The 25956-nt window shown below is 55.8% G+C and carries 22 protein-coding genes; 11 read left to right on the top strand and 11 right to left on the bottom strand.

What is annotated here, in order from left to right:
• Positions 1-7: 7 nt before the first annotated feature.
• The 3 genes from E2F51_RS05950 to E2F51_RS05940 all read right to left on the bottom strand — a co-directional run bounded on the left by E2F51_RS05950 (position 8) and on the right by E2F51_RS05940 (position 3435).
• On the bottom strand, positions 8-1258 hold the full coding sequence (locus E2F51_RS05950; protein ID WP_134822971.1) for an extracellular solute-binding protein: 1251 nt from the start codon (positions 1256-1258) through the stop codon (positions 8-10).
• Positions 1259-1483: 225 nt separating this feature from the next.
• Complete coding sequence (locus tag E2F51_RS05945; RefSeq protein ID WP_134822970.1) at positions 1484-2413, bottom strand: ROK family protein; 930 nt, start codon at positions 2411-2413, stop codon at positions 1484-1486.
• Complete coding sequence (locus E2F51_RS05940) at positions 2410-3435, bottom strand: SIS domain-containing protein (protein ID WP_245174178.1); 1026 nt, start codon at positions 3433-3435, stop codon at positions 2410-2412. Before E2F51_RS05940 ends, E2F51_RS05945 begins: the two co-directional genes overlap by 4 nt.
• Before the next feature lie 192 nt (positions 3436-3627).
• Between E2F51_RS05940 and E2F51_RS05935 the strand changes: the two genes are divergently transcribed.
• Both E2F51_RS05935 and E2F51_RS05930 read left to right on the top strand, forming a co-directional pair.
• Positions 3628-4395 (top strand): DeoR/GlpR family DNA-binding transcription regulator, encoded by a 768-nt coding sequence (locus E2F51_RS05935; protein WP_134822968.1) that lies wholly within the window; start codon positions 3628-3630, stop codon positions 4393-4395.
• A gap of 75 nt (positions 4396-4470) precedes the next feature.
• On the top strand, positions 4471-6303 hold the full coding sequence (locus tag E2F51_RS05930; protein WP_134822967.1) for an ABC transporter ATP-binding protein: 1833 nt from the start codon (positions 4471-4473) through the stop codon (positions 6301-6303).
• 41 nt (positions 6304-6344) lie between these two features.
• On the opposite strand, the gene E2F51_RS05925 is transcribed toward E2F51_RS05930, so the two are convergent.
• The 4 genes from E2F51_RS05925 to E2F51_RS05910 form a co-directional block, all read right to left on the bottom strand.
• Positions 6345-8255 carry a hypothetical protein gene (locus E2F51_RS05925; protein WP_134822966.1) on the bottom strand — a complete coding sequence of 637 codons (1911 nt, stop codon included), beginning with the start codon at positions 8253-8255 and terminating at the stop codon, positions 6345-6347.
• Between the two features lie 353 nt (positions 8256-8608).
• Positions 8609-9742, bottom strand: coding sequence for a GNAT family N-acetyltransferase (locus tag E2F51_RS05920; protein ID WP_134822965.1), 1134 nt, complete (start codon positions 9740-9742; stop codon positions 8609-8611).
• A 148-nt stretch (positions 9743-9890) separates the two neighbouring features.
• Positions 9891-11255 (bottom strand): MFS transporter, encoded by a 1365-nt coding sequence (locus tag E2F51_RS05915; RefSeq protein ID WP_013204326.1) that lies wholly within the window; start codon positions 11253-11255, stop codon positions 9891-9893.
• A 228-nt stretch (positions 11256-11483) separates the two neighbouring features.
• Positions 11484-12383 (bottom strand): LysR family transcriptional regulator, encoded by a 900-nt coding sequence (locus E2F51_RS05910; protein WP_134822964.1) that lies wholly within the window; start codon positions 12381-12383, stop codon positions 11484-11486.
• A gap of 215 nt (positions 12384-12598) precedes the next feature.
• Between E2F51_RS05910 and E2F51_RS05905 the strand changes: the two genes are divergently transcribed.
• The 5 genes from E2F51_RS05905 (at position 12599) to E2F51_RS05885 (ending at position 17286) form a co-directional block, all read left to right on the top strand.
• Positions 12599-12931, top strand: a complete 333-nt coding sequence (locus E2F51_RS05905) for a helix-turn-helix domain-containing protein (protein ID WP_013204324.1) — start codon at positions 12599-12601, stop codon at positions 12929-12931.
• 54 nt (positions 12932-12985) lie between these two features.
• Positions 12986-13240: a hypothetical protein gene (locus E2F51_RS05900; RefSeq protein ID WP_053141398.1), complete on the top strand. Its 255-nt coding sequence runs from the start codon at positions 12986-12988 to the stop codon at positions 13238-13240.
• A gap of 116 nt (positions 13241-13356) precedes the next feature.
• The gene (locus E2F51_RS05895) at positions 13357-13863 is read left to right on the top strand and encodes a TIGR00645 family protein (RefSeq protein WP_041692152.1); all 507 of its coding nucleotides are present in this window, start codon (positions 13357-13359) and stop codon (positions 13861-13863) included.
• Between the two features lie 270 nt (positions 13864-14133).
• Positions 14134-15030, top strand: coding sequence for an alpha/beta hydrolase (locus E2F51_RS05890; protein WP_013204320.1), 897 nt, complete (start codon positions 14134-14136; stop codon positions 15028-15030).
• Positions 15031-15324: 294 nt separating this feature from the next.
• A complete protein-coding gene (locus tag E2F51_RS05885; RefSeq protein ID WP_371732166.1) occupies positions 15325-17286 on the top strand; it encodes a methyl-accepting chemotaxis protein in 1962 nt (653 codons plus the stop codon).
• A gap of 66 nt (positions 17287-17352) precedes the next feature.
• Here E2F51_RS05885 and gorA read toward each other — a convergent pair whose 3' ends face one another.
• Complete coding sequence (gene gorA / locus E2F51_RS05880) at positions 17353-18705, bottom strand: glutathione-disulfide reductase (protein ID WP_013204317.1); 1353 nt, start codon at positions 18703-18705, stop codon at positions 17353-17355.
• A gap of 176 nt (positions 18706-18881) precedes the next feature.
• Here gorA and rnz point away from each other — a divergent pair, with 176 nt between their 5' ends.
• On the top strand, positions 18882-19796 hold the full coding sequence (rnz, locus tag E2F51_RS05875; RefSeq protein WP_013204316.1) for a ribonuclease Z: 915 nt from the start codon (positions 18882-18884) through the stop codon (positions 19794-19796).
• A 63-nt stretch (positions 19797-19859) separates the two neighbouring features.
• Here the strand turns inward: rnz and E2F51_RS05870 are convergent, their stop codons facing one another.
• Positions 19860-20702, bottom strand: a complete 843-nt coding sequence (locus tag E2F51_RS05870; RefSeq protein ID WP_134822962.1) for a 23S rRNA (adenine(2030)-N(6))-methyltransferase RlmJ — start codon at positions 20700-20702, stop codon at positions 19860-19862.
• Between the two features lie 95 nt (positions 20703-20797).
• Positions 20798-21622, bottom strand: coding sequence for a CPBP family intramembrane glutamic endopeptidase (locus E2F51_RS05865; RefSeq protein WP_134822961.1), 825 nt, complete (start codon positions 21620-21622; stop codon positions 20798-20800).
• Positions 21623-21858: 236 nt separating this feature from the next.
• Here E2F51_RS05865 and prlC point away from each other — a divergent pair, with 236 nt between their 5' ends.
• Complete coding sequence (prlC, locus tag E2F51_RS05860) at positions 21859-23898, top strand: oligopeptidase A (protein ID WP_134822960.1); 2040 nt, start codon at positions 21859-21861, stop codon at positions 23896-23898.
• Between the two features lie 7 nt (positions 23899-23905).
• The gene (gene rsmJ, locus E2F51_RS05855; RefSeq protein WP_013204312.1) at positions 23906-24661 is read left to right on the top strand and encodes a 16S rRNA (guanine(1516)-N(2))-methyltransferase RsmJ; all 756 of its coding nucleotides are present in this window, start codon (positions 23906-23908) and stop codon (positions 24659-24661) included.
• 66 nt (positions 24662-24727) lie between these two features.
• Here rsmJ and uspA read toward each other — a convergent pair whose 3' ends face one another.
• A complete protein-coding gene (gene uspA, locus E2F51_RS05850; RefSeq protein ID WP_013204311.1) occupies positions 24728-25165 on the bottom strand; it encodes a universal stress protein UspA in 438 nt (145 codons plus the stop codon).
• 446 nt (positions 25166-25611) lie between these two features.
• On the opposite strand from uspA, the gene uspB reads away from it, so the two are divergent.
• Positions 25612-25947 carry a universal stress protein UspB gene (gene uspB, locus E2F51_RS05845; RefSeq protein ID WP_013204310.1) on the top strand — a complete coding sequence of 112 codons (336 nt, stop codon included), beginning with the start codon at positions 25612-25614 and terminating at the stop codon, positions 25945-25947.
• The last annotated feature ends 9 nt before the right edge of the window (positions 25948-25956 follow it).

Genomic DNA, 25956 nt, shown 5'->3' with positions numbered 1-25956 from the left:
CGACTCCTTAATGCAGACGCTGAGCGCTTTTCGTCACGGCTGCCATACCCGCTTCCGGCGTGACCTGTCCCTGCAATACCTGTTGCAGCTGTTGCTGCAGGGTGTTGGAGAGGCGGGAATAATCGGCGGTAATTGGGCGCATCAGCATCACGTCCAGCGCCGGTTTGGCGGCAGTAATTAACGGCTCCTGGCCTTTCTGCACCGCCGGATCGTCATAAGAGGATTTCCAGATTGGCAGGCTCAGACGGGCATATTTATCCTGCACCGGCTGAGACGTCAGGTAGCGAATGTAATCCCAGGACTGATCCGGGTGGCTGCTGGTCTGGGTCACGCCCAGGCCCATCGAGCCATTCATCGCCGCCACCGCACCCGCTTTTTCAGACGGTGCAGGCACAATCCCAACGTCACCGGCCACTTTGCTCTGCTTCGGATCGTTGGCCATGTTGTACATATAGGTCCAGTTCAGGGCAAACGCCGCATCGCCGTTAGAGAACACCTTACGCACATCCTCTTCCAGATATTCGCGGGAGTTCGGGTTAGTGACCCCTTTATCCAGCGAGGTTTTCATATAATCGACGGCTTTAACCGATCCCGCATCGCTGAAGGTCAGCTTGCCATCTTTATAGAATTGACCACCGAAAGCGGAAACCAGCGTGGTGTAATCACAGACCAGCGCTTCGGCCTGAGACCAGCTCCACACCAGCGGATATTTCACGATGCCTTTCTCTTTCAGGATCTGCGACTGCTCCATCACCTGTGCCCAGGTTTTTGGCGGCTCTTTAATTCCGGCTTTCGCCAGCATCGCTTTATTGTAATAAAGGTATTTGGTATCGAGGATCCACGGCATTCCCCACTGTTTGTTATTCCAGCTGACGGTACTCCAGGCGCCATCAAAGACTTTTGCCTTTTCATCCGGGGTAATTTTACTGGTGATATCTTTCAGCATATTGAATTTGCTGAATTCAGCGGGCCACATATCGTCAAATAACACCACGTCATAACCATTGCTGCCCGCACCGCGTGCGGCGACGATTTTATCGTGCAGCGCTTCATAAGGGACAAATTCAAGATTAACGCTGACGTCGGGATGGGCTTTTTCAAAATCAGTGGTCATGGCACGCACGTCGCTTTCGCTGTAGGCGGCCTGAGACATAAATAAGGCATTAATTTGGGTTTTTGCAGAGGCCATCCCGGAGGCGCTGAGTGCCAGCAGGGTGAGGACATAACCGGTCAAACGGGGGGTGAATCGACGCGTCATACAAACTCTCCAGTTACAGTAAATGAAAAGCGATTGGTCAATCTTTTTTAACAACGGTAAAACGCCTGGCGCCCTTGTAAACTAAAGGGGCCAGGCGATAATTACGAGCACTTTCTTATTTTACTTCTTACAGTTGGCGGGATTCCCCTGGTGCTGGCTGACTCGCCGTTCCTGACGCGCCCGCCGCGCATCGAGAGATGAATAGGTGATTTAATTTAAGGACTGTTAACGAGTGGCCCTGAGCGTTGGCAATATTGCTGCGCCCAACGCCCCGGCCGCATCGCCAAGGGCAGAATGCGTAATATGATTATTTACCGCATATCCGTCTGCGCGGACCAATGCAGAGTCGAGACCTGACTGATAAAGCGGAAGCAGGGCCGCCGCGCTACCGCTTAATACGGTAATATCCGGGCCATACAGCGTCAGCAGCGTATTTAATCCGCGCCCAACGGTATGACCATATTTATACAGAATGTCGGCGACTTTCGGCCTGGCGGCTTTCATTTCGGTTAATACCGCCGGGGTGCTGCCATTCCAGACCAAATCCGGCAGCTCGTTTTCCAGCGCCTGCTGCAAGGCACCGCGCGAAGCGAGCATCTCCCAACAGCCCTGCAAACCGCAATAACACATCACCGGTTCGGAAGAGACCGGAATATGCCCGGCTTCCGGATGCTTGCCGTCAAAACTGCGCAACGGTTCGCCGTTATCCAGCAGCGCGACGCCAATGCCGGTGCCTAATGTCACCATCAGCATGCGTTGGCTGCCACGGCCTGCGCCTAAATGGTATTCGCCCAGCGCGGCCACTACCGCATCGTTATCAATGGCCACCGGTATCGCCAGCATTTCGCGTAATTGCGCCACCAGCGGGTAATAGGAAAAGCAGGCCAGCGTGTCGTTATTCTCAATGATTTCAGTGGCGTTATTGACCGGGCCACTGGCGCCGATGCCTAAACTTGCCAGCGAAGAGCCGTTCGGCAACAGGCGGCAAATCTTGTCGACCAGCGCCTTGGCCCGCAGCGTTTGCGGCAGGGTAGTAAACCAGGCCGTCGCCACCGTTTCTGACACCACTTCCCGTTCACCGTCCAGCAACACAATGCGTGTCCCGGTGCCACCCATATCGATACCTGCGCGGAGAGGAAGTGTGTGAGTTGTCATATTTTGTCCGTTATTTTTTTGCCGTAGAGGAATTCACCTGGCACCATACCATTGCCGCGGGCAAGCGTAACGGTAAGATGCTGAACCCAGAGCATAGCGCAGAGTAAACGGGTTAACGGCGAGTTGCCTGGCGTGTCCCAGCGCGGACTGCGGGCGTAGGCCACCGGCCCAACGGTAACCACTTCGGTGCCATTGCTCAGCAAATCCGTGGCCAGCGTTTGCAGCGTGACATCGCTGCCATCGCCAAACAGCACGGCCAGCATGCCTTCACCCGAGGTTTCCATCGGGCCATGTCGGAACTCGCCGCCGATAAAGCCTTCTGCACTCATTTTTGATGCTTCTTTGATAATCAATGCCCCGGTTAAGGCGGTGGCAGCATCGGCTCCCATACCCACCAGCGCCACGCGCGGTTTAGCATGGCGGAATAAACGGTCGGTCAGCTGCTGTACCGGATCGCGTTGTTCGATGATCCCCGCCACCTGCGGTAGCACGGCGCGGACCTCTGCCAACAGCGGCTTCTCGTCCTGACCGGTCAGGGCGTACAGCGTCCGGTAGCTGGCGACTAAGGTATTCAGATAGCTTTTGGCACTGACGGTGGCTTCATCACCACTTTTCAGTTCCACCAGGATATCCGCCTTTTTTGCCAGCAGGCTGGTGATATCGTTGGTGACGCCAATCAGCGTTTTCGGCGTGGCGACGGCATCCAGCACCGCCACCACTTCGCCACTCATCCCGGATTGTGACGTTATCCACAATAAGGTCCCTGGTGTGACCATTTTTGGCATATCAAGTAAGCGACCTGCATCAATCCGCCACACCGGTAAGCCCTGGGCGATCAGCGCCCGTTCGATCGGGATCAACGCATAATCAGACGATCCCATTCCGGCCAGCACAATGCGATCGTACTGGTTGAGATCCAGTGAATTCAGTGTGCCCGGCAGGGCATAGTCGAGCTGGTCGCCAAGGGCGCTGACCTGCTGCGCTAACTCTTTTTCGTAGTCACTGAAGCACAATGCCGTCATGGGTCTTATTCTCTTAAAGGTAAACATTCCTGATGTGTTTAAACATATATGCACGAATTCGTGCAGTCAAGGCGAAAATTCGTGCAGTATGATTGTTTTTACCGCGAATAAACCCCTCTCAAGGTGACAAATTGCACGTTGTGAGTCAGTATATGCATGATAACGTGCAATTACACACCAAGGGAGTGAGGGATGACAGCGGCACAGCGCAGAGCGCAAATAGTAGAAATGATTGCTGAACGGGGCTATCTGAATGCCGCAGAGCTTTCGGAGATCTTCGGCGTGGACAGTTCAACGATCCGCCGCGATCTCTCCTTGCTGGCGAAAACCGGCAAGGTGATGCGCACCCACGGCGGCCTGTTGCCGGTTGAAGCCGAAAGCAATAATGATACGCCGTTTACTGAGCGACTGACGATGAACGCCGCGGCCAAAACCGCGATTGCGCAGTACGCCGCCAGCCTGGTGAAAGATGGCCAGTCGTTGATTCTGGATAACGGTTCAACGGTGTATGCGCTGGCGCTGGCATTGAAGGATAAAAAGAATCTGACGGTGGTCACCAACGACATTTTTACCGCGATGGCGCTGGGCAATTTTCCGGGCATCACCGTGCACGTGGCCGGCGGGCTGATGCTGGATCAGGTTTATACCCTGGTCGGGCAGGAGACCGTCGACAAGATCAGCAGCATCCACGTTGACTGGGCGTTTCTGGGATCGGAAGGGGTGCATTTCGACAGCGGCATCACCAATATCAACACCGTCGAAATCCCGGTCAAGCAGGCGATGATCAAGTCTGCCGAGCAAACGGTGGTACTGGTCGACAGCTCCAAAATCGGCTATCGCGCGCTGGCACACGTCTGTCCATTGAGCGATATCAGTCAGATAGTCACCGAAAATTCCCCCACGCTGAAACAGCGCGCGAAGTACGGTTCGCGGTTGGTTGTGGTCGAGCCGCAGGCATAAAAACGCACGTAGTGACGCAGAAGGGGATGAAATTGCACTAAAATCAGTTTTTTTAGCCGTAAAAGTGAGCCTTTAATGTTGTATCGCCGCTTTGAGAAACTGATCGACATCTTCCAGGATGCCCCCGGCGCAACGCCACCCAACAGCGTCTGGGCCTTCTACGTTTACTACCTTCGCCAGGTCTGGCAAAGCTTCGCAATGCTGCTGGTGGTCGGCCTGATTGGCTCGCTGATTGAGGTGGCGCTGTTCCGCTATCTCAGCACCATTATCGATATGGTCAACAGCACGCCGCCGGCCACCTTCTTCAGCGATCACGCGTCGGCACTGATCTGGATGCTGGTGGTGGCGCTGGTGCTGAGGCCGATCTTTATTGGCCTGCACGACCTGCTGGTGCACCAGACCATCAACCCCGGCATGACCAGTATGATCCGCTGGCAGAATCATAACTACGTGCTGCGCCAGAGCCTGAATTTCTTCCAGAATGATTTCGCCGGACGTATCGCCCAGCGCATTATGCAGACCGGCAACGCGCTGCGGGACTCCGCGGTGCAGGCGGTTGATGCCTTGTGGCACGTGCTGATTTACGCCATCACCGCACTGGTGCTGTTTGCCGAAGCCGACTGGCGACTGATGGTGCCGTTGCTGCTGTGGATTGTCGGCTATGTTGTCTGCCTCGCCTACTTTGTGCCGCGGGTGAAATCCCGTTCGGTGGCCTCTTCCGACGCGCGTTCCAAATTAATGGGCACCATCGTGGCTGGCTACACCAATATCACCACGCTAAAACTGTTCGCCCACAGCGACCTTGAACGGCAGTATGCCCGCGAGGCGATCGGCGATCAGACCGCTAAAACCCGCGAACAGGGCCGGATGGTGACCAATATGGATGTGGTGGTCACCACGCTGAACGGCCTGTTGATCGTCGGCACCACCGGTCTGGCGCTGTGGCTGTGGACCCAGTCGTTGATTAGCGTCGGGGCGATTGCGCTGGCCACCGGTCTGGTGATCCGCATTGTGAATATGTCCGGCTGGATCATGTGGGTGGTTAACGGCATTTTCGAGAATATCGGCATGGTGCAGGACGGCCTGCAAACCATCGCCCAGCCGCTCAGCGTGATGGATAAACCGAAAGCCCCGACGCTGAAGGTCCATCGCGGCGAAATTCGCTATGACGAGGTGAACTTCAATTACGGCGGGAGTCGTCGGGTGATCGATAACCTGCAGCTGGCCATTCGTCCGGGCGAAAAAATCGGGCTGATTGGGCCTTCCGGCGCCGGCAAATCGACGCTGGTGAACCTGCTGCTGCGCCTGTACGATCTGGACGGTGGCCGCATTGTGATTGATGGTCAGGATATCGCCCAGGTCAGCCAGGAAAGTCTGCGGGCGCAAATCGGCATGATCACTCAGGACACCTCGCTGCTGCACCGATCCATCCGCGACAACCTGCTGTACGGTCGCCCCAATGCCACCGAAGCCGAGCTGGAAAAGGCCATTCACCAGGCGAAAGCGGATGAATTTATCCCAATGCTGTCCGATCCGCAGGGCCGTTACGGGCTGGATGCGCACGTCGGTGAACGCGGCGTGAAGCTCTCTGGCGGCCAGCGACAGCGTATTGCCATCGCCCGCGTGTTGCTGAAAGACGCGCCGATTCTGATCATGGATGAGGCCACCTCCGCGCTGGATTCGGAAGTGGAAGCGGCGATTCAGGAGAGCCTGGAAACGTTGATGGGCGGAAAAACGGTGATTGCCATCGCGCACCGCCTGTCGACCATTGCCAAAATGGACCGGCTGGTGGTGCTGGAGAAAGGGCGAATTGCCGAAATGGGTACGCATCAGGAACTGCTGGCGCACGGCGGACTGTATGCGCGACTCTGGGCCCATCAAACCGGCGGCTTTGTCGGCGAGGATTAAGCGTAAACGGCCCTGTGTTCACAGGGCCGCACACCTCCGGCCTAGCTGGCGGGCTTCAGTTTTTTCAGCTCCAGCGCATAGGCTGTGCCATCCACCATCACCTTTAGATACTTCACATCGGTCCCCACGTCTGCCGTCGCTACATTGGCACTTTTCAGCAGCAAGGCATTGTCATTATTAAAGCCAATCCCCACGGCGGCTTTGCCGTGCCAGTGCTGATGGAAGCAGTTGTCGGTCGCCCCGTTTAAGGTGGCCAGCATCGTGGCATCGGTCACCGCGGTGTAGGACTTTTCGAACATAAAACGGATGCCCTTACTGAACCGGCTAAAATCATTGGTTTCAATGATGGCGGTGGTATAGCCGGTATATTTGCCGAGCTTGACGTAAATTTTAATCTTACCGTTCGAGGAACCGGGCTGGGTCAACACGCGGGTAGCCGGAGAGGAACCCTGACCGACCCAGCTGCTGGTAAAAGAGTTGTCGCCGGTTTTCAGAATAAAGATATCCGCACTGCCTTCCGGCGAGCGTTCAGAATAGCCGGTTTGCGTTTCGCCCTGGCTGCTGTAACCGCAGCTGGCTAACAGGCGAATTCGGGTTTGCACGGTGTTCTGCGACGGGGCCAGTTCACCCAGGTAAAACCAGGTTTCGGCATCCTTGCGGTTATCCATCTTATTGGGCGAGGAGAGATAGTCGTAGCTGAGCGAACCGTTGATCTCAATACCGTGACTTTCGGTATGCACGTTGCCTTTTTCATACGCTGAAATAGACGACCAGGTATCGCCGGTTTCCGAGGTATCCATGCTGGAACCGGCCTGCAGATTGAATTGGGTATTAATAAAGCGGGTGTAATGACATTCAAAAGGATGGGTGCAGGTTTCAAGGTTGAACCCGATGAAAGACCAGTCACCGTTAGAAAGGTTGCCGGGATATTCGCTATGTTCAATCCAGCCATTCCAGATAAAGGATTGCGTGGCACGTTGCAGATCGATGGCCGGTTTTAGCGTACTGCGTTGAATATTAAAGTTGGAGAGTTCGATGGCGGTAATATGGTCCCATTTACCACTCGGATTATTTGACCAGGTGGCATAAATCACCGTGTCGGAACAGTCACGGGCGTACCACTGGTCAATTTTACAATCGAGGGTATCGAGCATACTTAACCCTTTACCGCCCAGATTATAAAACATCATATTGCTGACGCGAATAAACTGACCAGCCTGAATAATGTTTTTATAAAAGCCTTTGGTATTGGGTGTGGCGGCCTTACTTTCACCATCAACGATGATGCTGGTGATTTCCGTGTAGCGGGCATTGACGTTAAACATCACCTCGCCATTCTTTTTATCAGAAATCAGGGTGGTGGCGGGGGAATAGCCAAAGGTGACCAGATCGCCTGCAAGACGAAACCGGGCCACCTCCTTGCTGGCAATATCGAATTTAGATATCAGGTATCGTCCTGCCGGGAACTGAATACCAATGCTGGGACTGTGCTTCTGTGACCAGTTCCACATCCGCGTGACTGCTTCGGCACTGTCAAGGGTTCCACCGGGGACCGCACCAAAAAATACCACGTTGACTTCACGATAGTTGGCCAGATTTCGCTTCCAGCGTGCTCCTTTGGGAGTAACAACATTGATGCCGTAATCTTCTGGCGTGGATTTGTCAGAAATATCATAAATAAACACGCCTCCACCGGTTTTCGTGCCGGCGGTATATTCCATGACTATCGCCATTTCACCCGGCGTAACGGGTTCAAGCGCGCGCAAAGCATCGATGGTGCCGACCGTAGTGATAGAGGTGTTGCTACCACCACTTAAGGTGGCGAGTTCCATCACGACTTTGCCAAACTCGATGGCTTTTCCGTCTTTACCCAGTACCGTTAATGTATTGCCATTCGCCTGGTCATAAATTGACTGCCCTTCACTGGTGTTATTGGAACTTTTAGACGGCATGCGCTGAACCTCTGGTAATTAACATTAATGAGGGGATTCGCTAAGAATTATATGTGAGTGAAGAGGAAAGAGATTATCAGGGCCAGTAATAAATAATTTATAGGCTGTGGCAGGACGTGTTTTTTCAGGATGAATAGAGCAATGAATATTGTTTGAATTGAATTTTTGTTAATTTGAGTTAATGAAATTTACAGAATTTCCTTAGCCTGATTTTATTATAATCAGGCTCTGCAATGTTGAACCTGAGCATCGTGCGGAACCATAAGTTTGGCTAAATTATAAATCGCTATTTATGGAAAATAGCCGCCATTGCTGGCAGTTATTTTATTAATGATATTAATTTAATTTATGCGTTACGCCTCATCACCCTGGCGTCGGTAAGGTAATGCTTCCCGCGCTTCTTCTGCCCACTGCGCCACGCCAGCGCGCTCCTGTTGCAGGAAATCGGCCACGGCGTCGCGCAGACCTTCATGCCGCAGATAGTGCCAGGATTCGGTGATAACCGGTTCAAATCCCCGGATCAGCTTGTGTTCACCCTGAGCGCCGGCATCAAAGCGCTGCAAGCCGTGGGCAATGGCATAATCCATTCCCTGATAGAAGCAGGTTTCGAAATGCAGGCGATTAAACTCTTCCAGGCAGCCCCAGTAACGGCCGTACAGCGTATTGCCATCCATCAGGCTGAAGGCCATGGCGGCGGCAAGGCCGTTTTGCGTCGCCAGCACCACGCGGATCGCCTGCGGCATTTTTTCCGCCAGCAGGCTGAAAAAGGCGCGGGTGAGGTAGGGACGCTGGCCGCGCACCGCATAGGTATTGGCATAGCAGGCGTAAACAAAGTCCCAGTGCGATTCGCTCAGCTGGCTACCGCTCAGCCACTCAAATTCGAATCCCTGGCTGGCAACCAGCTGCCGCTCTTTACGGATTTGCTTACGCTTGCGCGACATCAGCGTATCGAGGAAGTCCTGGAAATCGCGGTAGCCCGGATTATGCCAGTGATACTGCAGGCCGAGGCGTGGCAGCCAGTTGGGTTCCTCCGCCAGCCGATCGTGGGTAAAGGCATTGCCGAAATTGATGTGGGCGCTGTGCATCTGCCGCTGTTGCAGGAAATCCGGAATGCCCTGCAGCAGTTTGCTGGCCGCGTCGGCCCCGCCCAGCAGGCGTGCGCCGGTGACCGGACTGAACGGCACGGCGGCCAGCCACTTGGGATAGTAGGGCAGGCCCGCCCGCTGGCAGGCATCGGCCCAGGCATGGTCAAACACGTACTCACCCCGGGAATGGGTTTTGCGGTAACCCGGCAGCGCCGCCTGCACCACGCCATTTTCAACCCACAGCAGATGCTCCGGCTGCCAGCCGCTGCCTTTGCCCAGACAGCCGCTCTCTTCCAGCGTGCTCAGAAAGGCATGGCTGATAAAAGGCTGGTCGTCGGGCGTTAACGCATCCCACTGACTGGCGGGAAGGTCGGCCAACTGCGTCAGAAGGGTAAGAGACATAGCGGTACTCCGTCATTGCGGCGAGTACGGGAACCCGTACCGGATAGATCGTGAAAGGCTAAGGTGAAGGTTTTTACCGCGAAGATCAACGACTGATACCGTCACCGCACGGGCCGCTAAAGCCGGGGCGGTGACGGAAGCGGGCAGGTTAGCGAACGCCGTGGGTCAGCGTGTAATCGACATCCTCAGGCTCTTCGCCGCCGACGCGCACCACTGGCCCCATGATAAACAGGAAGCAGAACGCCGCCACCAGGCAATGTGCGCCAACAAACACCAGTCCCAGGCTGTAGCTGCCGGTGATGGCCACCAGGTAGCCAAAAATAATCGGGGTGACGATACCGGCAATATTGCCCACGCAGTTAAAGATCGCCCCAGCCAGACCCACCGCTTCTTTAGGCGCGGTATCGCTGATAATCGCCCAGGTACCTGCCCCGGCCGCCACCCCTTTGCCATAGAAGGCGAAGGACATAATGGCGATAACCCAGAAGTTACTGTTGGCAACCGCCGCCGCAATCAGCGTGGCGGCCATCAGCATGCCGACAATATACGGCGTCTTGCGCGCCCAGGAAACTGACCAACCGGTGCGGATCAGGTAATCGGAAATGATGCCGCCAGAAATACCGCCGGCAAAGCCGAACAGCGCCGGTGCGATGGTGGCAAACCCGGCGTGCAGAATATCCATTCCGCGTGCCTGCACCAGATAAATGGGGAACCAGGTGATAAAGAAATAGCTGAGGGCAATGGTGCAGTACTGGCCGATGTAGGCGCACCACAGCATGCGGTTGGTCAGCAGTTTGCGGAAGGTGGCACGCGACAGGCGATTTTTATCTTTCCTGACGGCAGTGGAGTCAATATCGATCAGCCCGCCGCCGTCGATAATATAGTCCAACTCCTGGCGGGAAACGTGCGGATGCTGACGCGGTTCCTTCATATACCACAGCCAGGCAAAGAAGGCGCAAATACCAATCAAGCCCAGCACAAAGAACGGCCACGGCCAGCCAAATTCAGACACCAGCCAGCCGGACAACGGGGAGAAGATCGCCACCGCGAAATACTGTGATGAGGCAAACAGCGAAGAGGCCCGGCCGCGTTCCGATTTTGGAAACCACATAATGGCCACGCGGGCGTTGGCGGGAAAGCTGGGGGCTTCAATTAATCCCAGCGCAAAACGCAGGCTGAACATAATAATGAGCGCGCTGGTAACGCCCTGAGAAAACTCGCCAATAAAGCCCATCGCCAGCGTCGATATTGACCACAGCACCAGGGTAATGCCATAGACTTTTTTGGTGCCAAAGCGGTCGAGAAATAAACCGCCGGGAATTTGCCCAATCACATAGGCCCAACTGAACGCGGACAGCACAAATCCCAGCTGAATCGGCGACAGGCCAAATTCATCCTTAATTGCGCCGCCGGCGATCGACAGAATAGATCGGTCAGCGTAGGCAATTACCGACAGAAATAAGATCAACATTAATATCCAGATGCGGACATGCGAGCCGTTTTTTGCGGTCATAACAGATTACCTTGTGGGCCTTTCTTTCAAATATAGGAGCGCCGTCAGGTAACGGTCATTGGGCTTTTGTTGCAATAACGCGGGAATAAAACGGGGAAATTCAGCAAGAGTCACAAGGGCGCTTGAAGCGCTTCACATTCCCGCCACTGAATGCCGCTCGGCCAAAAAGGCTTTGCAGGAATGTGCTCTCTGTCGAGGAATTGAGCGGCAGAAGCTTCTACGGCCGCGTCAGTGATCCATTAAGCCGGGCGCGATATCTTTCAGGAAATTATAGAACCAGGTCTTGGCGGAGATATCGCCGATTTCGGTATGCGCATAGACAAAGACTTCCTGATCCGCCACCTGGAACGGCAGCTCCAGCAGGCGGCCATTGCCCCTGCGCTGATAAATTTTGGCGGCAGCGGACGGCAGGGTGACCAGCAGTTCGCTGGAGGAAATCAGTTCGCCCAGCGCGGAGAAGCGCGGCACTTCCAGCGCAATGTCGCGCTCCAGCCCAAACTCTTTGAGCCGGTCTTCCACGATATGGTGCCCGCTGCTGGCGGCCACAATCACATGCTGTTCCCGCATATATTCATCAAACGACAGCGTGCTGCCAATGCGGGGATGCTGTTCGTTCAGCAGGCAAACATAGCGTTCATACAGCAGCAGTTCGCGCTGTGCGGAAGAGATGGTTTCATTGCGGTTGCAGATGGCGGCAGCCACCTTGCCGGTCAACAGCCAGTCATTCAGCCTGAGGGATTCTATCGCCACCACTTCCAGCTGAATGTGCGGCGCCTCCACCCGCAATGAGGCCACCAGTCCGGGAAGCAGCAACAGTTCGCCGAGGTCAGACAGGGCGAGGCGGAATTTTTGTCGCGAGGTGGCGGGCACAAAGTTTCGCGTATCCGCGACCGCCTTTTCAATGCCGGTCAGGGACTTTTTGAACACCTTATACAGCTGCAAAGCGATCGGGGTGGGCTCCATGCCGGCCCGGCTGCGTTTAAACAGCTCGTCGTTGGTTTCATTTCTCAGACGCGATAACGCATAACTGGCAGAGGGTTGGGTAATGAACAGCCGGTCTGCCGCACCGCTGACGCTGCGTGTTTCGTAAATGGCGATAAACACACGGACAAGATTGAGATCCATCATAATGCGGCCTTATAGATACTATCTATAAACGAAGATTCAAATTATCTATTTGAACTATTTTAAACTTCTTTATAACATCCACACCATCAATATTTGATATGTTGCATTATTTTTTGCATATCGCCTCAAAGTATAACAAAAACATAAACATATAATAATTCCATCGCGCAAATGGCGGCGGCCTTGTGCAGGCTGTGCGTCCCGGGAGAGAGCAAGTGAAAGGCGAAATCGTAGAAATTATCATCGACTGGATTGAAGAGCATCTGGATGATGGTCTGAATATTGAAGCCGTAGCCGCCCGTTCGGGCTATTCAAAATGGCACCTGCAACGTGCATTTAAAGAGCAACAGGGCATGACTTTAGGCACCTTTATCCGCTGCCGTCGACTGGACGAAGCGGCCAAAAGCCTGATCAGTTCCCATAAGACCATTATGACCATCTCGATGGATCTGGGATTTTCTTCCCAGCAGTGTTTCCAGCGGGTGTTCAAAAAGCATTTTAATATCACGCCAAGAGACTATCGCAACCAGCACCGTGAAATGCACTGAGTCAGCGTAGCCAGGCAACACCTTTAACCCTACACCTCCTGTAAGCTAAACAAGATGAAAAAGACTCTGTTATTGCTTATCGCCCTGGCGATGAGTGGTCCTGCTTTTGCCCTGACCCTGGGCCCGCAAGCGCCGGTCAGTGTTATCACTGTTCACTGCGATCCGGGCAGCTGCTTTAGCGGAAGTGCTGCTACCCAGGATCTCACTCAGGGACTGGTGGGCTATGCCCGTCAGGTGCAACGGGTGCTGCGGCCGGTTGAGACCGTGGGCGCGGTGGGCGACATCAGCTTTTCCAGCCAGCCAAAGTAAAACGCCCTCTGTTCGCGTAAAATCCGTTAAATATCGCTGCGATAAGCCGGCGCTATGCAAAATTTAACATTTCCTCGGGTATACTGACCCCCGTGTTAATTTGCTTACGGGATGCTATGGAACGTTTCGCTGAAAACCTCATTTATGCCTCACGCTGGCTGCTGGCGCCGATTTATATCGGGCTGTCGCTGGGTCTGCTGGCACTTGCGATAAAATTTTTCCAGGAGGTTTTTCACCTGTTGCCGAATGTATTGGCGATGGCAGAAAACGACCTGGTGTTAGTGCTGCTGTCGATGATCGACCTGACGCTGGTCGGCGGTCTGCTGGTGATGGTGATGCTCTCCGGTTACGAAAACTTCGTCTCAAAACTGGATATCGCCGACCACAAAGAGAAGCTCAGCTGGTTGGGTAAAATGGATTCCGGCTCGCTGAAAAACAAAGTGGCCGCGTCGATTGTCGCCATCTCTTCCATTCACCTGCTGCGGGTGTTTATGGATGCCAAAAATATTCCGGACAATAAACTGCTGTGGTATGTGGTGATCCACCTGACCTTCGTCCTCTCGGCGTTTGTGATGGGCTATCTGGACAGCCTGTCGCGGAAAGAGAAGCTCAGTAGCCACTAAGCCTCATCTGCCCGGCGTTCCGGGCAGTTTTCCCGCTTTTTTCACCTTATCGCGCTGTTTTGCTTGCATCCCCAGGGGCAAATCGCATAAAAAGCGGTGAAGAGCCCGGATACCCTGCCGATATAAAAACATCACGGTCGCCGACATTCCCTGATATCGCACTGAAATGCGGTTATTCTGCGAATAACTTCTGGCATTTGCATTGCATGATATCAGGTATCTTCCCATGGCCTGGGATCGCCTGTTGATAACTGAGGACGGAAATGCCAGATGATTAGTCGTCGTCGGTTGATATTAGGAACCGGCGCCACGTTGCTTGCGATGACCACCGGAAAACTGTTTGCCAGAGAAGATATTATTCCTCTGTGGCAGGACGAACCGCCCGGCGGCGGCGGACCCAGCGGAAACCTGCATGTTTCTGCCAACGGCTCGTGGTCGAATATCGTCAGCCCGGCGATCCAACGCTTCCAGCCAGAAAACCCGAACGGATCGGCCGTATTGATTGCCGCGGGTGGCGGCTATCGCTGGATCGGCATGGGTGGTGAAGCCTGGCCCGTGGCACGCTGGCTGAATGCGCGTGGCTATACCGCCTATGTCCTCAGCTATCGCCTGCCGCGTGAGAAGTGGCACGCAGGCAGCCTCGCCCCGTTGCAGGACGCCCAGCGCGCCATTCGTCTGGTGCGCTCGATGGAACGTAAGGTGCATCTGCTCGGCTTCTCGGCCGGTGGCCACCTGTTTGGTATGGCGGCCGCCCGTCCTGATTTCGTCACCTACGAGCCGCAGGATGCGCTGGATAATGTGGTCCCGGTAGTGGACAGCGTCGGGCTGATTTATCCGGTGATCACTCTGGAGCCGCCGTATACCCACACCACCACGCACAAGCAGCTGGTCGGTAACAATGCCTCCGCGAATGAAGAGGCGAACTGGTCGGTGGAGAATTACGTCACCCGCAACTACCCGCCGACCTTCCTGGCGCAGGCGGAAGACGATCCGATCTCTAACCCGCACAACACGGTGATCATGCACAACGTCTGCCGCCGCATGGGCGTGCCGGTTGAGCAGATTAATATCACCCGTGGCGGACACGGTTTTGGCCTCGGTAAAGCCGGTTCCCCGGCGGCGATTTGGGATGAAGCCTACGCCATCTGGCTGGACGCCCGTAAGTAAACTGCACCGTGACGGTGCAATCTTCTGCCGCACTCACGCTTCATCACCCCACGCCGCGTCATCTGCCGGTAAAAAACCCCGCCGTAACCCGCCACCGCTAAAGTTTTCCCGCAATCGGGCGATAACGTTTATGAAGTGAGAGGCAGTAAACACAAGCCGCGTTTTCTCTCACTTCTGAGTTCTTCTCGCGTATGGAACATGCCTTTAGCCCTCCTTTGGTCGTCAGACTTTCTGCTTCACCACCCATAATTAATCAAGCACCTGAAAAATATAGGTAAAACCATGTTTCCATTAATGGCGATTAAACAGCGCCTGTCGTCTTTGCTGTTTCGAAATAAACACCAGCCCGCAAACGGGACCTTTGACTGCCGCAGCCTGCCTGCTTCGCTTTCGCAGGCCGGACTCAGTGAAAAAAGTGCCGGCATTCTCATGACCTTTGTGCCGCCGTATGCCGACTTTCAGCCGGTGAGCCAGAGCTGGCAGCGCTTTAGCTCCGCCGATTTGACGGTGATTACCCTCTCGTCCAATGGCGCACTGAGCAGCAGCGGCAAAGAGACCACCTATTGCGAAGGCGCCGGGCAGCAGGGAAGCTGGCTGTTGCTGCCGGAGAGCCTGATTGCGCGTCATGAAACCCATATCGTTGATTTACATGTCAATGATACCCATACCGCCGCCGACCGTATCAACGCCATCCAGCAGGAGCTGAGCAGGCTGGCGGTGCGGATGCCACTCTCATCCGACCGCACCTTCGCGATGATTTATTGCGATGGCCTGTCCGCCTCGGAAGGCTTCCTGATGCAGGCCTGGTACAACTGCGGACGTTTCCCGTGCCTGGCGATCGGCGGCTCGGCTGGCGGTAAGATTGAGTTTGATGGCACCTGGATCGGCGTAGGTGGCAAAATTCTGCAGGCCAAAGCGGTCATCATTTTCTGCCAGATGGCCGCCGGCAAATCCTTTGCGCCGTTCAAAAGTCAGAACTTTGTCCCAAAAGACAAAAGCTGGCTGATCGCCGAGGCCGATCCGATTGCCCGCACGGTCAGTTCGGTATTCGATCCGCAGGGCCAGCAGGTGAGGTTTACTGACGCGCTGGCCAGCTGGCTGGGCTGCAACGTGCCGCAGCTGACCGAAAAGCTGAAAGGGCTGACCTTTGGGGTGAAGGTCGGCGAGGAGTATTTCATTCGCTCCATCGCCAAAATTGAGGCCGACAGCATTCAGTTTTTCTGCGACCTGGAATTTGGCGATCGCCTGTATCTTCTGGAAGAGAAAGATTTTAAACAGACCACGCGTCAGGACTGGCAAACCTTTATCGCCAACCGCGGCAGGCCGGCGGCCATTCTGATGAATGACTGCATCCTGCGCCGGGTCGGCAATGAAGGGCAGCTGCATAACGCCCATTTCTTTAAGGGGCTGCCGGCCGCAGGCTTCTCCAGCTTTGGCGAAATCCTCGGCGTGCCGATTAACCAGACCCTCTCTGCGCTGGTGTTTTTCAACAAGGACGTGAAGGCGATGAGCCAGTTCCCGGTGCAGTACGCCGGGTATGCCGGGCACTATGCACAACGCGCGCTGCGTCGTTGGGAAGCGTTGAACAGCATTCAGTCGCGGGTGCTGAAGCGGGTGATCGCCTATCAGCAGGAGCTGGCACCGCTGATGGAAGCCTTGCCGATGCTGGAAGCCGCCACGCAAACGCAGAATGAGACGCTGGGGATGGCGGAAAACAGTATCCGCTCGATTGGCGATATCGCGCAGAAAAGCCAGCAGGCTCAGCTGCGTTTGGGCCAGGGGCTGGATGACCTGGAGAAAATCTCTAACGGCATCAATGAGATCACCAGCGGCATCAGCAATATCGCCTTCCAGACCAATTTGCTGTCGCTGAATGCGGCGGTTGAAGCGGCGCGCGCCGGGGAAGCCGGACGGGGATTTGCAGTGGTGGCCGGAGAAGTTCGTCGGCTGGCACACTCGTCGAAAGAGCAGGCCGATTCGACGGCCGGCAATATTGGTCAGGCGGGGGATACCATCTTCCGCATCCGTACCGTTGCCAGCGAAACGGTGGAAACCTCCAGCGAGATGGCGGCCCGCAGCATCGCCGCGGCGGATTCGATTGCCGCCATGAGCCATCAAACCGCGCACCAGCGTGAAAGCATCGCCCAGCACCTCGGTAGCCTGCGCAGCCTGACCGCCGGTATGGATGCGATGCAGGACGCTGTCGCGCAGCTGTCCGTATTGCAGAGCCTCTCCGGGGCGAACGAAAAGGGGTAATTCCGCCGACCCTCCACCCATAAAAAAAGCCAGCATATGCTGGCTTTTTTGATCCTGAAGCAGGACTTAACGCATGGTGACAAACTCTTCCGAACCGGTCGGGTGGATTGCCACGGTGTTGTCGAAGTCTTTCTTGGTGGCGCCCATTTTCAGCGCGACCGCGAAGCCTTGCAGCATCTCATCCATACCGTAGCCGATACCGTGGATGCCGACGATCTTCTCGTCTTTACCCACGCAAACCAGCTTCATGCGGCACGGCTGGCGGTGCTGCGTCACGGCGGTGTACATGGCGGTGAACGCCGACTTATACACTTTCACTTCATCGTCGCCGTACTTCTCACGCGCTTCCGGCTCGCTCAGGCCCACGGTGCCGATTGGCGGGTGGCTGAATACCACGGTTGGCACGTTGCTGTAATCCAGATGCTCTTCAGGCTTGTTGTTAAACAGGCGTTCGGACAGACGACGACCGGCGGCAACCGCCACGGGCGTCAGTTCAACCGCACCGGTGTTATCACCGACCGCATAGATGCCAGAGACGCTGGTGTTCTGGTACTTATCGACGCTGATGTAGCCTTTTTCGTTCAGCTTCACGCCCGTGACGTCCAGGTTCAGGTTGTCGGTCATTGGCTCACGACCGATGGCCCATACCAGACAATCAACGGTCTGCTCCTGGCCATTTTCCAACTGGAGCGTCAGGCTGCCGTCGGCATTTTTGATCACCGCTTTCGGCACGGATTCGGTGTGCAGCGCCGGGCCTTCAGCATTCATCACTTCAACCAGCGTATCGACGATCAACGGATCGAAGCTGCGCAGCGGCGCGTGTTTACGCACAAACAGGTGGGTTTCGGAACCCAGTGCGTTCACCACACCGGCGATTTCGACCGCGATGTAGCCGGCACCGACCACGGCAGTGCGTTTTGGCAGGGCATCCAGCTCAAAGAAGCCGTCAGAGTCGATACCGTATTCCGCACCCGGAATCGACGGATGGGTTGGACGGCCGCCGGTGGCGATCAGGATGTTGTCGGCAGTAATTTTTTCGCCGTTCACTTCCACGGTATGCGCATCGATAAAGCGCGCGTAGCCTTTGATCACGTCGACGTTGTTTTTACCCAGCACGTTGTCGTACGAGGTATGAATACGGTCAATATAGGCGCTGCGGTTTTTGACCAGCGTCGCCCAGTTAAAGCTGTTAACGGTGGTATCGAAGCCGTAATCCGGGCCATACAAATGGATCGCTTCGGCAATCTGCGCCGCGTGCCACATCACTTTCTTCGGGACACACCCGACGTTTACGCAGGTACCGCCGAGTTCTTTCGCTTCGATCAGCGCGCATTTCTGTCCGTACATCGCGGCACGGTTAATAGAGGCGATACCGCCGCTGCCGCCGCCAATAGCAAGGTAGTCATAATGTCTGGTCATCGGTGATTCCATAAGTCAGTGAAATGAATTGGCAGTAGTGTAACGCCACTCGGTTAAATGCCGCAAAGTTTGCGTCTATGATTGTGATAGGGCAGCGGGGCGGAAATCAGCGATAATCGACAATTACTGCGAGATGGCTCACTGTTTTCGCATACTAACAGGCAGAGAGAGGCCAGATGGAACTGCTATTTTTAGGGACCGGCGCGGGCACGCCCAGCCGCCAGCGGAATGTCACCAGTATCGCCTTGAATTTGCAGGGGACGCGCAGCGGTTGCTGGCTGTTTGACTGCGGCGAAGGCACCCAGCATCAGATGATGCGCTCCCAGGTGAAGACCGGGAAAATCGAGAAAATTTTTATCACCCATCTGCACGGCGACCATATCTTTGGTCTGCCGGGGCTGCTGACCAGCCGTTCGATGAATGGCATCAGCGACACCCTGACCCTTTACGGCCCAAAAGGCATCAAGGCCTTTATCGACACCACCCTCAGCCTCAGCGGCTCCTGGCTGACCTTCCCGCTGGAGATTGTCGAGATCGCCGCCGGCGAGCTGTTTAGCGACGAGCATTTCCGCGTCACCGCCTGGCCGCTGACCCATCCGGTTGAGTGTTACGGCTTCCGCATTGAAGAGCATGACAAGCCGGGCGCGCTGGATGCGCAACGGCTGCTGGCAGACGGCATCAAGCCCGGCGTGCTGTTCCAGCAGCTCAAGCTGGGCAAAACCGTGACCATGGACGACGGTCGGGTGGTCAGGGGCAAAGACTATCTTGGCCCGGCAACCAAAGGCCTGACGCTGGCGATTTTCGGCGATACCAGCCCGACGCCCGCTGCCGCCGAACTGGCGGCGAATGCCGATGTGATGGTGCATGAGGCCACGCTGGAAGTGGCGCTGGAAGAAAAAGCCAACAGTCGGGGACACTCTTCAACGGTGCAGGCGGCCACGGCGGCCAAAAACGCGGGCGCGAAAAAGCTGATCGTCACCCACCTCAGTTCGCGTTATCTGCGAGAGGATGCGGAAAGGTTACTGGCGGAGTGTCGGGCGATATTTCCAAATACCGAGATGGCGCATGATTTCTCGCTATTCCGGCTCTGATTTGCCGTTCGAAAGGCAGGGCTGATGCGGTGGGACGCGCGGCGGCGTCCCACTGGTGGTCACTTATTCCGGTACGATCCAGCTGACTTTGGTGTGGCCGGTGCCAGAAGGCACCAGGTGCTTCAGCAGCCACGGCAGCACGTTGTTCATCTGCTGCTCCAGCTTCCACGGTGGGTTGATCACAATCATCCCGGACGCGGTCATGCCAAAGCGGTCGCTGTCCGGGCGCACGCCCAGCTCGATCTGCAGAATGCGGCGAATGCCGGATGCTTCCAGCTCTTTGGTGATACGTTTGATCTGCTGACGCAGCACCACCGGATACCACAGCGCGAACACGCCGGTACCAAAACGCTTATACCCTTCCACCAGACCCTGAACCACCGCCTGATAATCGGTTTTCATTTCGTAAGGCGGATCGATCAGCACCAGACCACGGCGTGACAGAGGCGGAAGCTGGGATTTCAGCTGCTGGAAACCGTCTGCACGTTCGGTGCGGGCACGGTCATCTTTCTGGAATTCGTTGCGCAGCATCGGGTAATCGCTTGGGTGCAGCTCGGTCATGTTCAGCTTGTCGAAAGGACGCAGCAGATGACGGGCGATCAGCGGAGAACCCGGATAAAAGCGCAGCTTGCCGTTCTTGTTCAGTGCCTGCACGCAGGAGATATAGCTCTCCAGCTCTTCCGGCAGATCGTCCTGTTGCCAGATGCGGGCGATGCCTTCCAGATATTCACCCGTGCGCTCGGCGTGCTCGCCGCTCAGCTGATAGCGCCCGGCACCGGCGTGGGTGTCCAGATAGAGGTAGGGTTTATCCTTCTCATTAAGCGCAGTGATAATCAGGCTCTGAACGGTGTGTTTGAGAACGTCGGCGTGATTGCCGGCATGAAAACTGTGGCGATAACTCAGCATGTCGTGGGATCTGTCCGGTGGGGAATGAGGAGCGTGCCGCCGCTGGGCGGCACATATTGGCGTCAGTATAACTGTCCTGCGCTTAAAATGCTCTGTTATCCTGGCAGGCGTTGCCACAGCGGATAGGTAAAGAACAGCAGGTGCAGCAGATTAAAGCTGAAGTGCACCAGCGTGGCGACCCACACTCTGCCGCTCCACAGCCACGCCAGGCCGTAGACTATCCCCGCCAGGCTGGCGAAAATTACCAGCAGCGGGCCGCCGGCGATATGCGCCAGGCCAAACACGGCGGCGGCAATCAGTAATCCCCAGACGTTGCCCAGTTTCTGGCTCAGCCGTTGTTGCAGGTAGCCACGAAACAACGCTTCCTCCGCAAACGAGACAAAGAACAGGTTCGCCAGCATAAAGGCACCCAGCCACTCGGGCAGATGGCGCTCGACGCGCAGGCCGCCGGCCAGAGTGGCAATCAGCAGCAGTAGCGGCAATGACAGCATCAGCACCAGCCACCACAGCGTGTTCTTCGGTCCTGCCGCCGGACGCTTAAGCAGCGTGGGCAGACAGGCGAGCAACAGGAAGGGGATCAACGCCTTATCGAGGTTGTAATAGAAGCTGAAAGGCGCGCTTTCTGGCCCGGCTTTCACCTCGCTGACAATCTGCGGGTTAGAGAATCCGGGGATCAGATGCAGCATCAGCGCCACCGCGCCCAGCACCAGTACCGCTTCAGTCACCACCGTAACGGCGGCAGGTTTTTTGATTTGCCGATGGCCGATCGCCACCGCGCCGAGCACCACTAAGGTGGCGATTGCCGGCCAGTGAAGCGTGCCATCCCCGGCCGCCATTATCAGCGCGAGCGCCAGCAGCCCGTACGAGGCGCGGCGGTAAAAAGGCAGAAAAAGTAACGAGGCCGCAAAGACGTACCACATAACAACACTCCGTGTAGAAATCGTGTTAACCGGAAAACGGCGAAAGTATGCGGCTGGCCGTCGGGGCAGGCAACTGGAATCGTGGTGAAAAGGTCAGGATTTGCGGGTGAAAATGACCAGGATCAACAGCCGGGTTTTCTCAATCAGGCCATTGAATTTCGCTACACTTAGCCTCATGTTAACCTAATCGCGCGCTTAAACGCGCCTCAAACATGTTTGACTATAAGGACTGCGCAATGACCAATCCGTTACTCTCCTCTTTTACGCTTCCTCCTTTCTCCGCCATCAAACCCGAACACGTGGTCCCTGCTGTTACTCAGGCACTGGCCGAGAGCCGTGCGGCGGTGGAGAAAGCGGTTGCCCAGGGCGCGCCTTACACCTGGGATAACCTGGTTCAGCCTCTGGCTGAAGTTGATGACCATTTAAGCCGTCTGTTTTCGCCGGTCAGCCACCTGAATTCGGTGAAGAACAGCCCGGAACTGCGCGAAGCCTATGAGCAAACGCTGCCGCTGCTGTCCGAATACAGCACCTGGGTGGGCCAGCACGAAGGCCTGTATCAGGCTTACCGCAATCTGAAAGAGACCAGTTACGCCGGATTAACCGCCCCGCAGAAAAAAGCCGTGGATAACGCGCTGCGTGATTTTGAGCTGTCCGGTATTGGCCTGTCGAAAGAGAAGCAGAAGCGTTATGGCGAAATCGCCGCGCGCCTGTCCGAGCTGGGCTCGAAATACAGCAACAACGTGCTTGATGCCACCATGGGCTGGAGCAAGCTTGTCACCGATGAAAGCGAGCTTGCCGGTCTGCCGGAAAGCGCAATGGGCGCGGCCAAAGCGCAGGCTGAAGCCAAAGAGCAGGAAGGCTGGCTGTTAACGCTGGATATCCCGAGCTATCTGCCGGTGATGACCTACTGCGACAATCAGGCGCTGCGCGAAGAGATGTACCGCGCCTTCTCCACCCGTGCCTCCGACCAGGGCCCGAATGCCGGCAAATGGGACAACAGTGAGGTGATGGCTGAAGAGCTGGCGCTGCGCCACGAACTGGCCCAGTTGCTGGGCTTTGACTCCTACGCCGACAAATCGCTGGCCACCAAAATGGCCGAAAACCCGGCGCAGGTGACCGACTTCCTGACCGGTCTGGCAAAACGTGCCCGTCCGCAGGCCGAGCGTGAAATCGAACAGCTGCGCGCCTTCGCGCTGAAAGAGCACGGCGTTTCTGACCTGAACCCGTGGGATCTGACCTACTTCGGTGAGAAGCAGAAGCAACACCTGTTTTCTATCAGCGACGAACAGCTGCGTCCTTACTTCCCGGAAGAGCGTGCGGTTAACGGCCTGTTCGAAGTGGTGAAACGCATTTACGGCATCACTGCCAAAGAGCGTAAAGACGTCGATGTTTATCATCCTGACGTGCGCTTCTTCGACCTGTTCGACGAAACCGGCGAGCTGCGCGGCAGCTTCTATCTGGATCTCTATGCGCGTGAACATAAACGCGGCGGGGCGGGGATGGATGACTGCGTCGGCCAGATGCGCCTTGCCGACGGCTCGCTGCAAAAACCGGTCGCCTACCTGACCTGTAACTTCAACCGTCCGCTGAAGGGTAAGCCTGCCCTGTTTACCCATGATGAGGTGACCACGCTGTTCCATGAGTTTGGTCATGGCCTGCACCATATGCTGACCCGTATCGAAACGCCGGGCGTGTCTGGCATCAGCGGTGTGCCATGGGATGCCGTCGAGCTGCCAAGCCAGTTTATGGAAAACTGGTGCTGGGAGCCGGAAGCGCTGGCCTTTATCTCCGGCCATTATGAATCCGGCGAGCCACTGCCGCAGGAACTGCTGGAGAAAATGCTGGCGGCGAAAAACTACCAGGCGGCGCTGTTTATCCTGCGTCAGCTGGAGTTCGGCCTGTTCGACTTCCGTCTGCATGCCGAGTTTGACCCGGCCAAAGGCGCGCAGATCCTGGAGATGCTGAAAGAGATTAAACAGCTGGTGGCGGTGATCCCAAGCCCAGCCTGGGGCCGCTTCCCGCATGCCTTCAGCCATATCTTTGCCGGTGGGTATGCGGCGGGTTACTACAGCTATCTGTGGGCCGACGTGCTGGCAGCCGATGCCTACTCGCGCTTTGAAGAAGAAGGTATTTTCAATCGTGAAACCGGCCAGTCATTCCTCGATAACATTCTGACCCGTGGCGGGTCTGAAGAGCCAATGGAGCTGTTCAAACGCTTCCGTGGGCGTGAGCCGCAGCTGGATGCGATGCTGGCTCATTACGGTATTCAGGAATAGCGTTAACGTGAAGATTTGTTTAGTGGATGAATCGGGCGCCGGAGACGGCGCCTTATCTGTTTTAGCCGATCGCTGGCAGCTGGAGCACGATGCGTCAGCGCCGATGGCGCTGGTAATGACCGCTACGCACCTCGAACTGCGCAAGCTCGACGAGCCTAAGCTTGGCGGGATTTTTGTCGACTTCGTAGAAGGCGCGATGGCGCACCGTCGGCGTTTTGGCGGCGGTCGCGGCGAAGCGGTGGCCAGAGCGGTCGGCATCAAAAGCGGTTATCTGCCTGCGGTGGTCGATGCCACTGCCGGCCTGGGACGCGATGCCTTTGTGCTGGCCTCGATTGGCTGCCGGGTGCAGATGCTGGAGCGCCATCCGGTGGTGGCCGCGCTGTTAGATGACGGTTTACGGCGTGGCTATGAAAGTGCCGAAATCGGCGGCTGGCTGCGCGAACGGCTGACCTTAATCCACGCGTCGAGCCTGCAAGCACTCGCTGAGATCGTTGAACAGCCGGATGTGGTTTATCTCGATCCGATGTTCCCCCACAAGCAGAAAAGCGCGCTGGTCAAAAAAGAGATGCGGGTTTTCCAGACGCTGGTGGGTGCCGATGACGATGCCGATGGCCTGCTGGAACCGGCCCGGCGTCTGGCGAAGAAGCGCGTGGTGGTGAAGCGGCCTGACTACGCACCGCCCCTGGCGGGCGTGGTAACACAGGCGGCGGTGGTGACCAAAAGCCACCGGTTTGATATCTATCCGCCGCTAATCAGCGAATAAACGCCGGTTGGCGAAAACAAAAAGGGCGGAATATCTTCCGCCCTTTCTTTTATCTTATGCCTCAGACTATTCGTCTTCTTCGTCGCGCAGCGGCACGATCAGCATATCGATATGCACGGTGTTGATCAGCTGGCGCGCCGAGGACATCAGCTTGCTCCAGAAGTCCTGATGGTGACCACAGACCACCAAATCCACATCGTATTTTTTGATGGCATCAACCAATACCTGGCCCAGATCGCCGCTGCCGCTCAGGGTTTCGGAAATCGGGTAGCCTGCGCTGTTAGAGAGGTCAGTCAGGGCGGTATGGGTTTCTTCAGAGATACGTTTTTGCATATCGCCAAGATTTACATCGATCAACCCGGTATACAGGTCGGAATAGTTCACATCGACGTGGATCAGTGACACTTTGGCATCGTAAGGACGCGCCATGGACACCGCTTTGGCGACCAGCAGCTTACTTTCAGGGGAAAGGTCGACTGCAATCAGAATGTGTTTGTAAGACATAACGATACTCCTTTCATTCGTTGCGGAGAGTTATCCGCCGACAAAGTTGTCTTTTTGCATCATAACACATTGAAATCCGTTGCTAATGTTTAATGCATGATGGTTTAGTACCGCACCTGAGATGAGCAAACATCCCGGCACCTTTATAGTTTTCGCATTTATTATAGCCCGAATTGTTAACAGACGGGCGTGCAGGCCGCGCCCTTTGCGAGCGGGATCAAAATGAATTTTTCTCTCTTTCTGCTGCTCAGGCAAAACATCGCTGGAATTATTTTAATCAAATCTCCTACACTGATATTAACGACCCGTTATGCGCTAATGACGGTCGCTCAGCGGTTACAACTTCAATTCTGTCTGGTTCAATGAGGTGATTGGCGAATCATTGTGGGGCTTGTCCGGCATTCCCCGCGGATAACGTCCTTTAGATGCCTTGCCGGGAGGGGATCATGATCAGCACCATCGCGCTTTTCTGGGCTCTTTGTGTGGTTTGTGTGGTGAATATGGCGCGCTACTTTTCCTCTTTGCGCGCGCTTTTAGTGGTGCTACGTGGGTGTGACCCTTTACTGTATCAATATGTGGATGGCGCGGGATTTTTTACCTCACACGGGCAGCCGAGCAAGCAGGTTCGACTGGTGCGTTATATCTGGTCACAGCGTTATCGCGACCATCATGATGATGAGTTTATTCGCCGCTGCGAGCGGGTTCGGGGCCAGTTTATCCTGACCAGCGCCTTATGCGGATTGATTGTAATTAGTCTGGTCGGGCTGGCGATTTGGCACTAACGCCGCGCC

Source organism: Erwinia sp. QL-Z3, assembly GCF_004551645.1.
GTDB classification, from domain to species: Bacteria; Pseudomonadota; Gammaproteobacteria; order Enterobacterales; family Enterobacteriaceae; genus Erwinia; species Erwinia billingiae.
The sequence above is the reverse complement of the archived record's forward strand: the minus strand, read 5'-3'. Positions and strand labels throughout refer to the sequence as shown.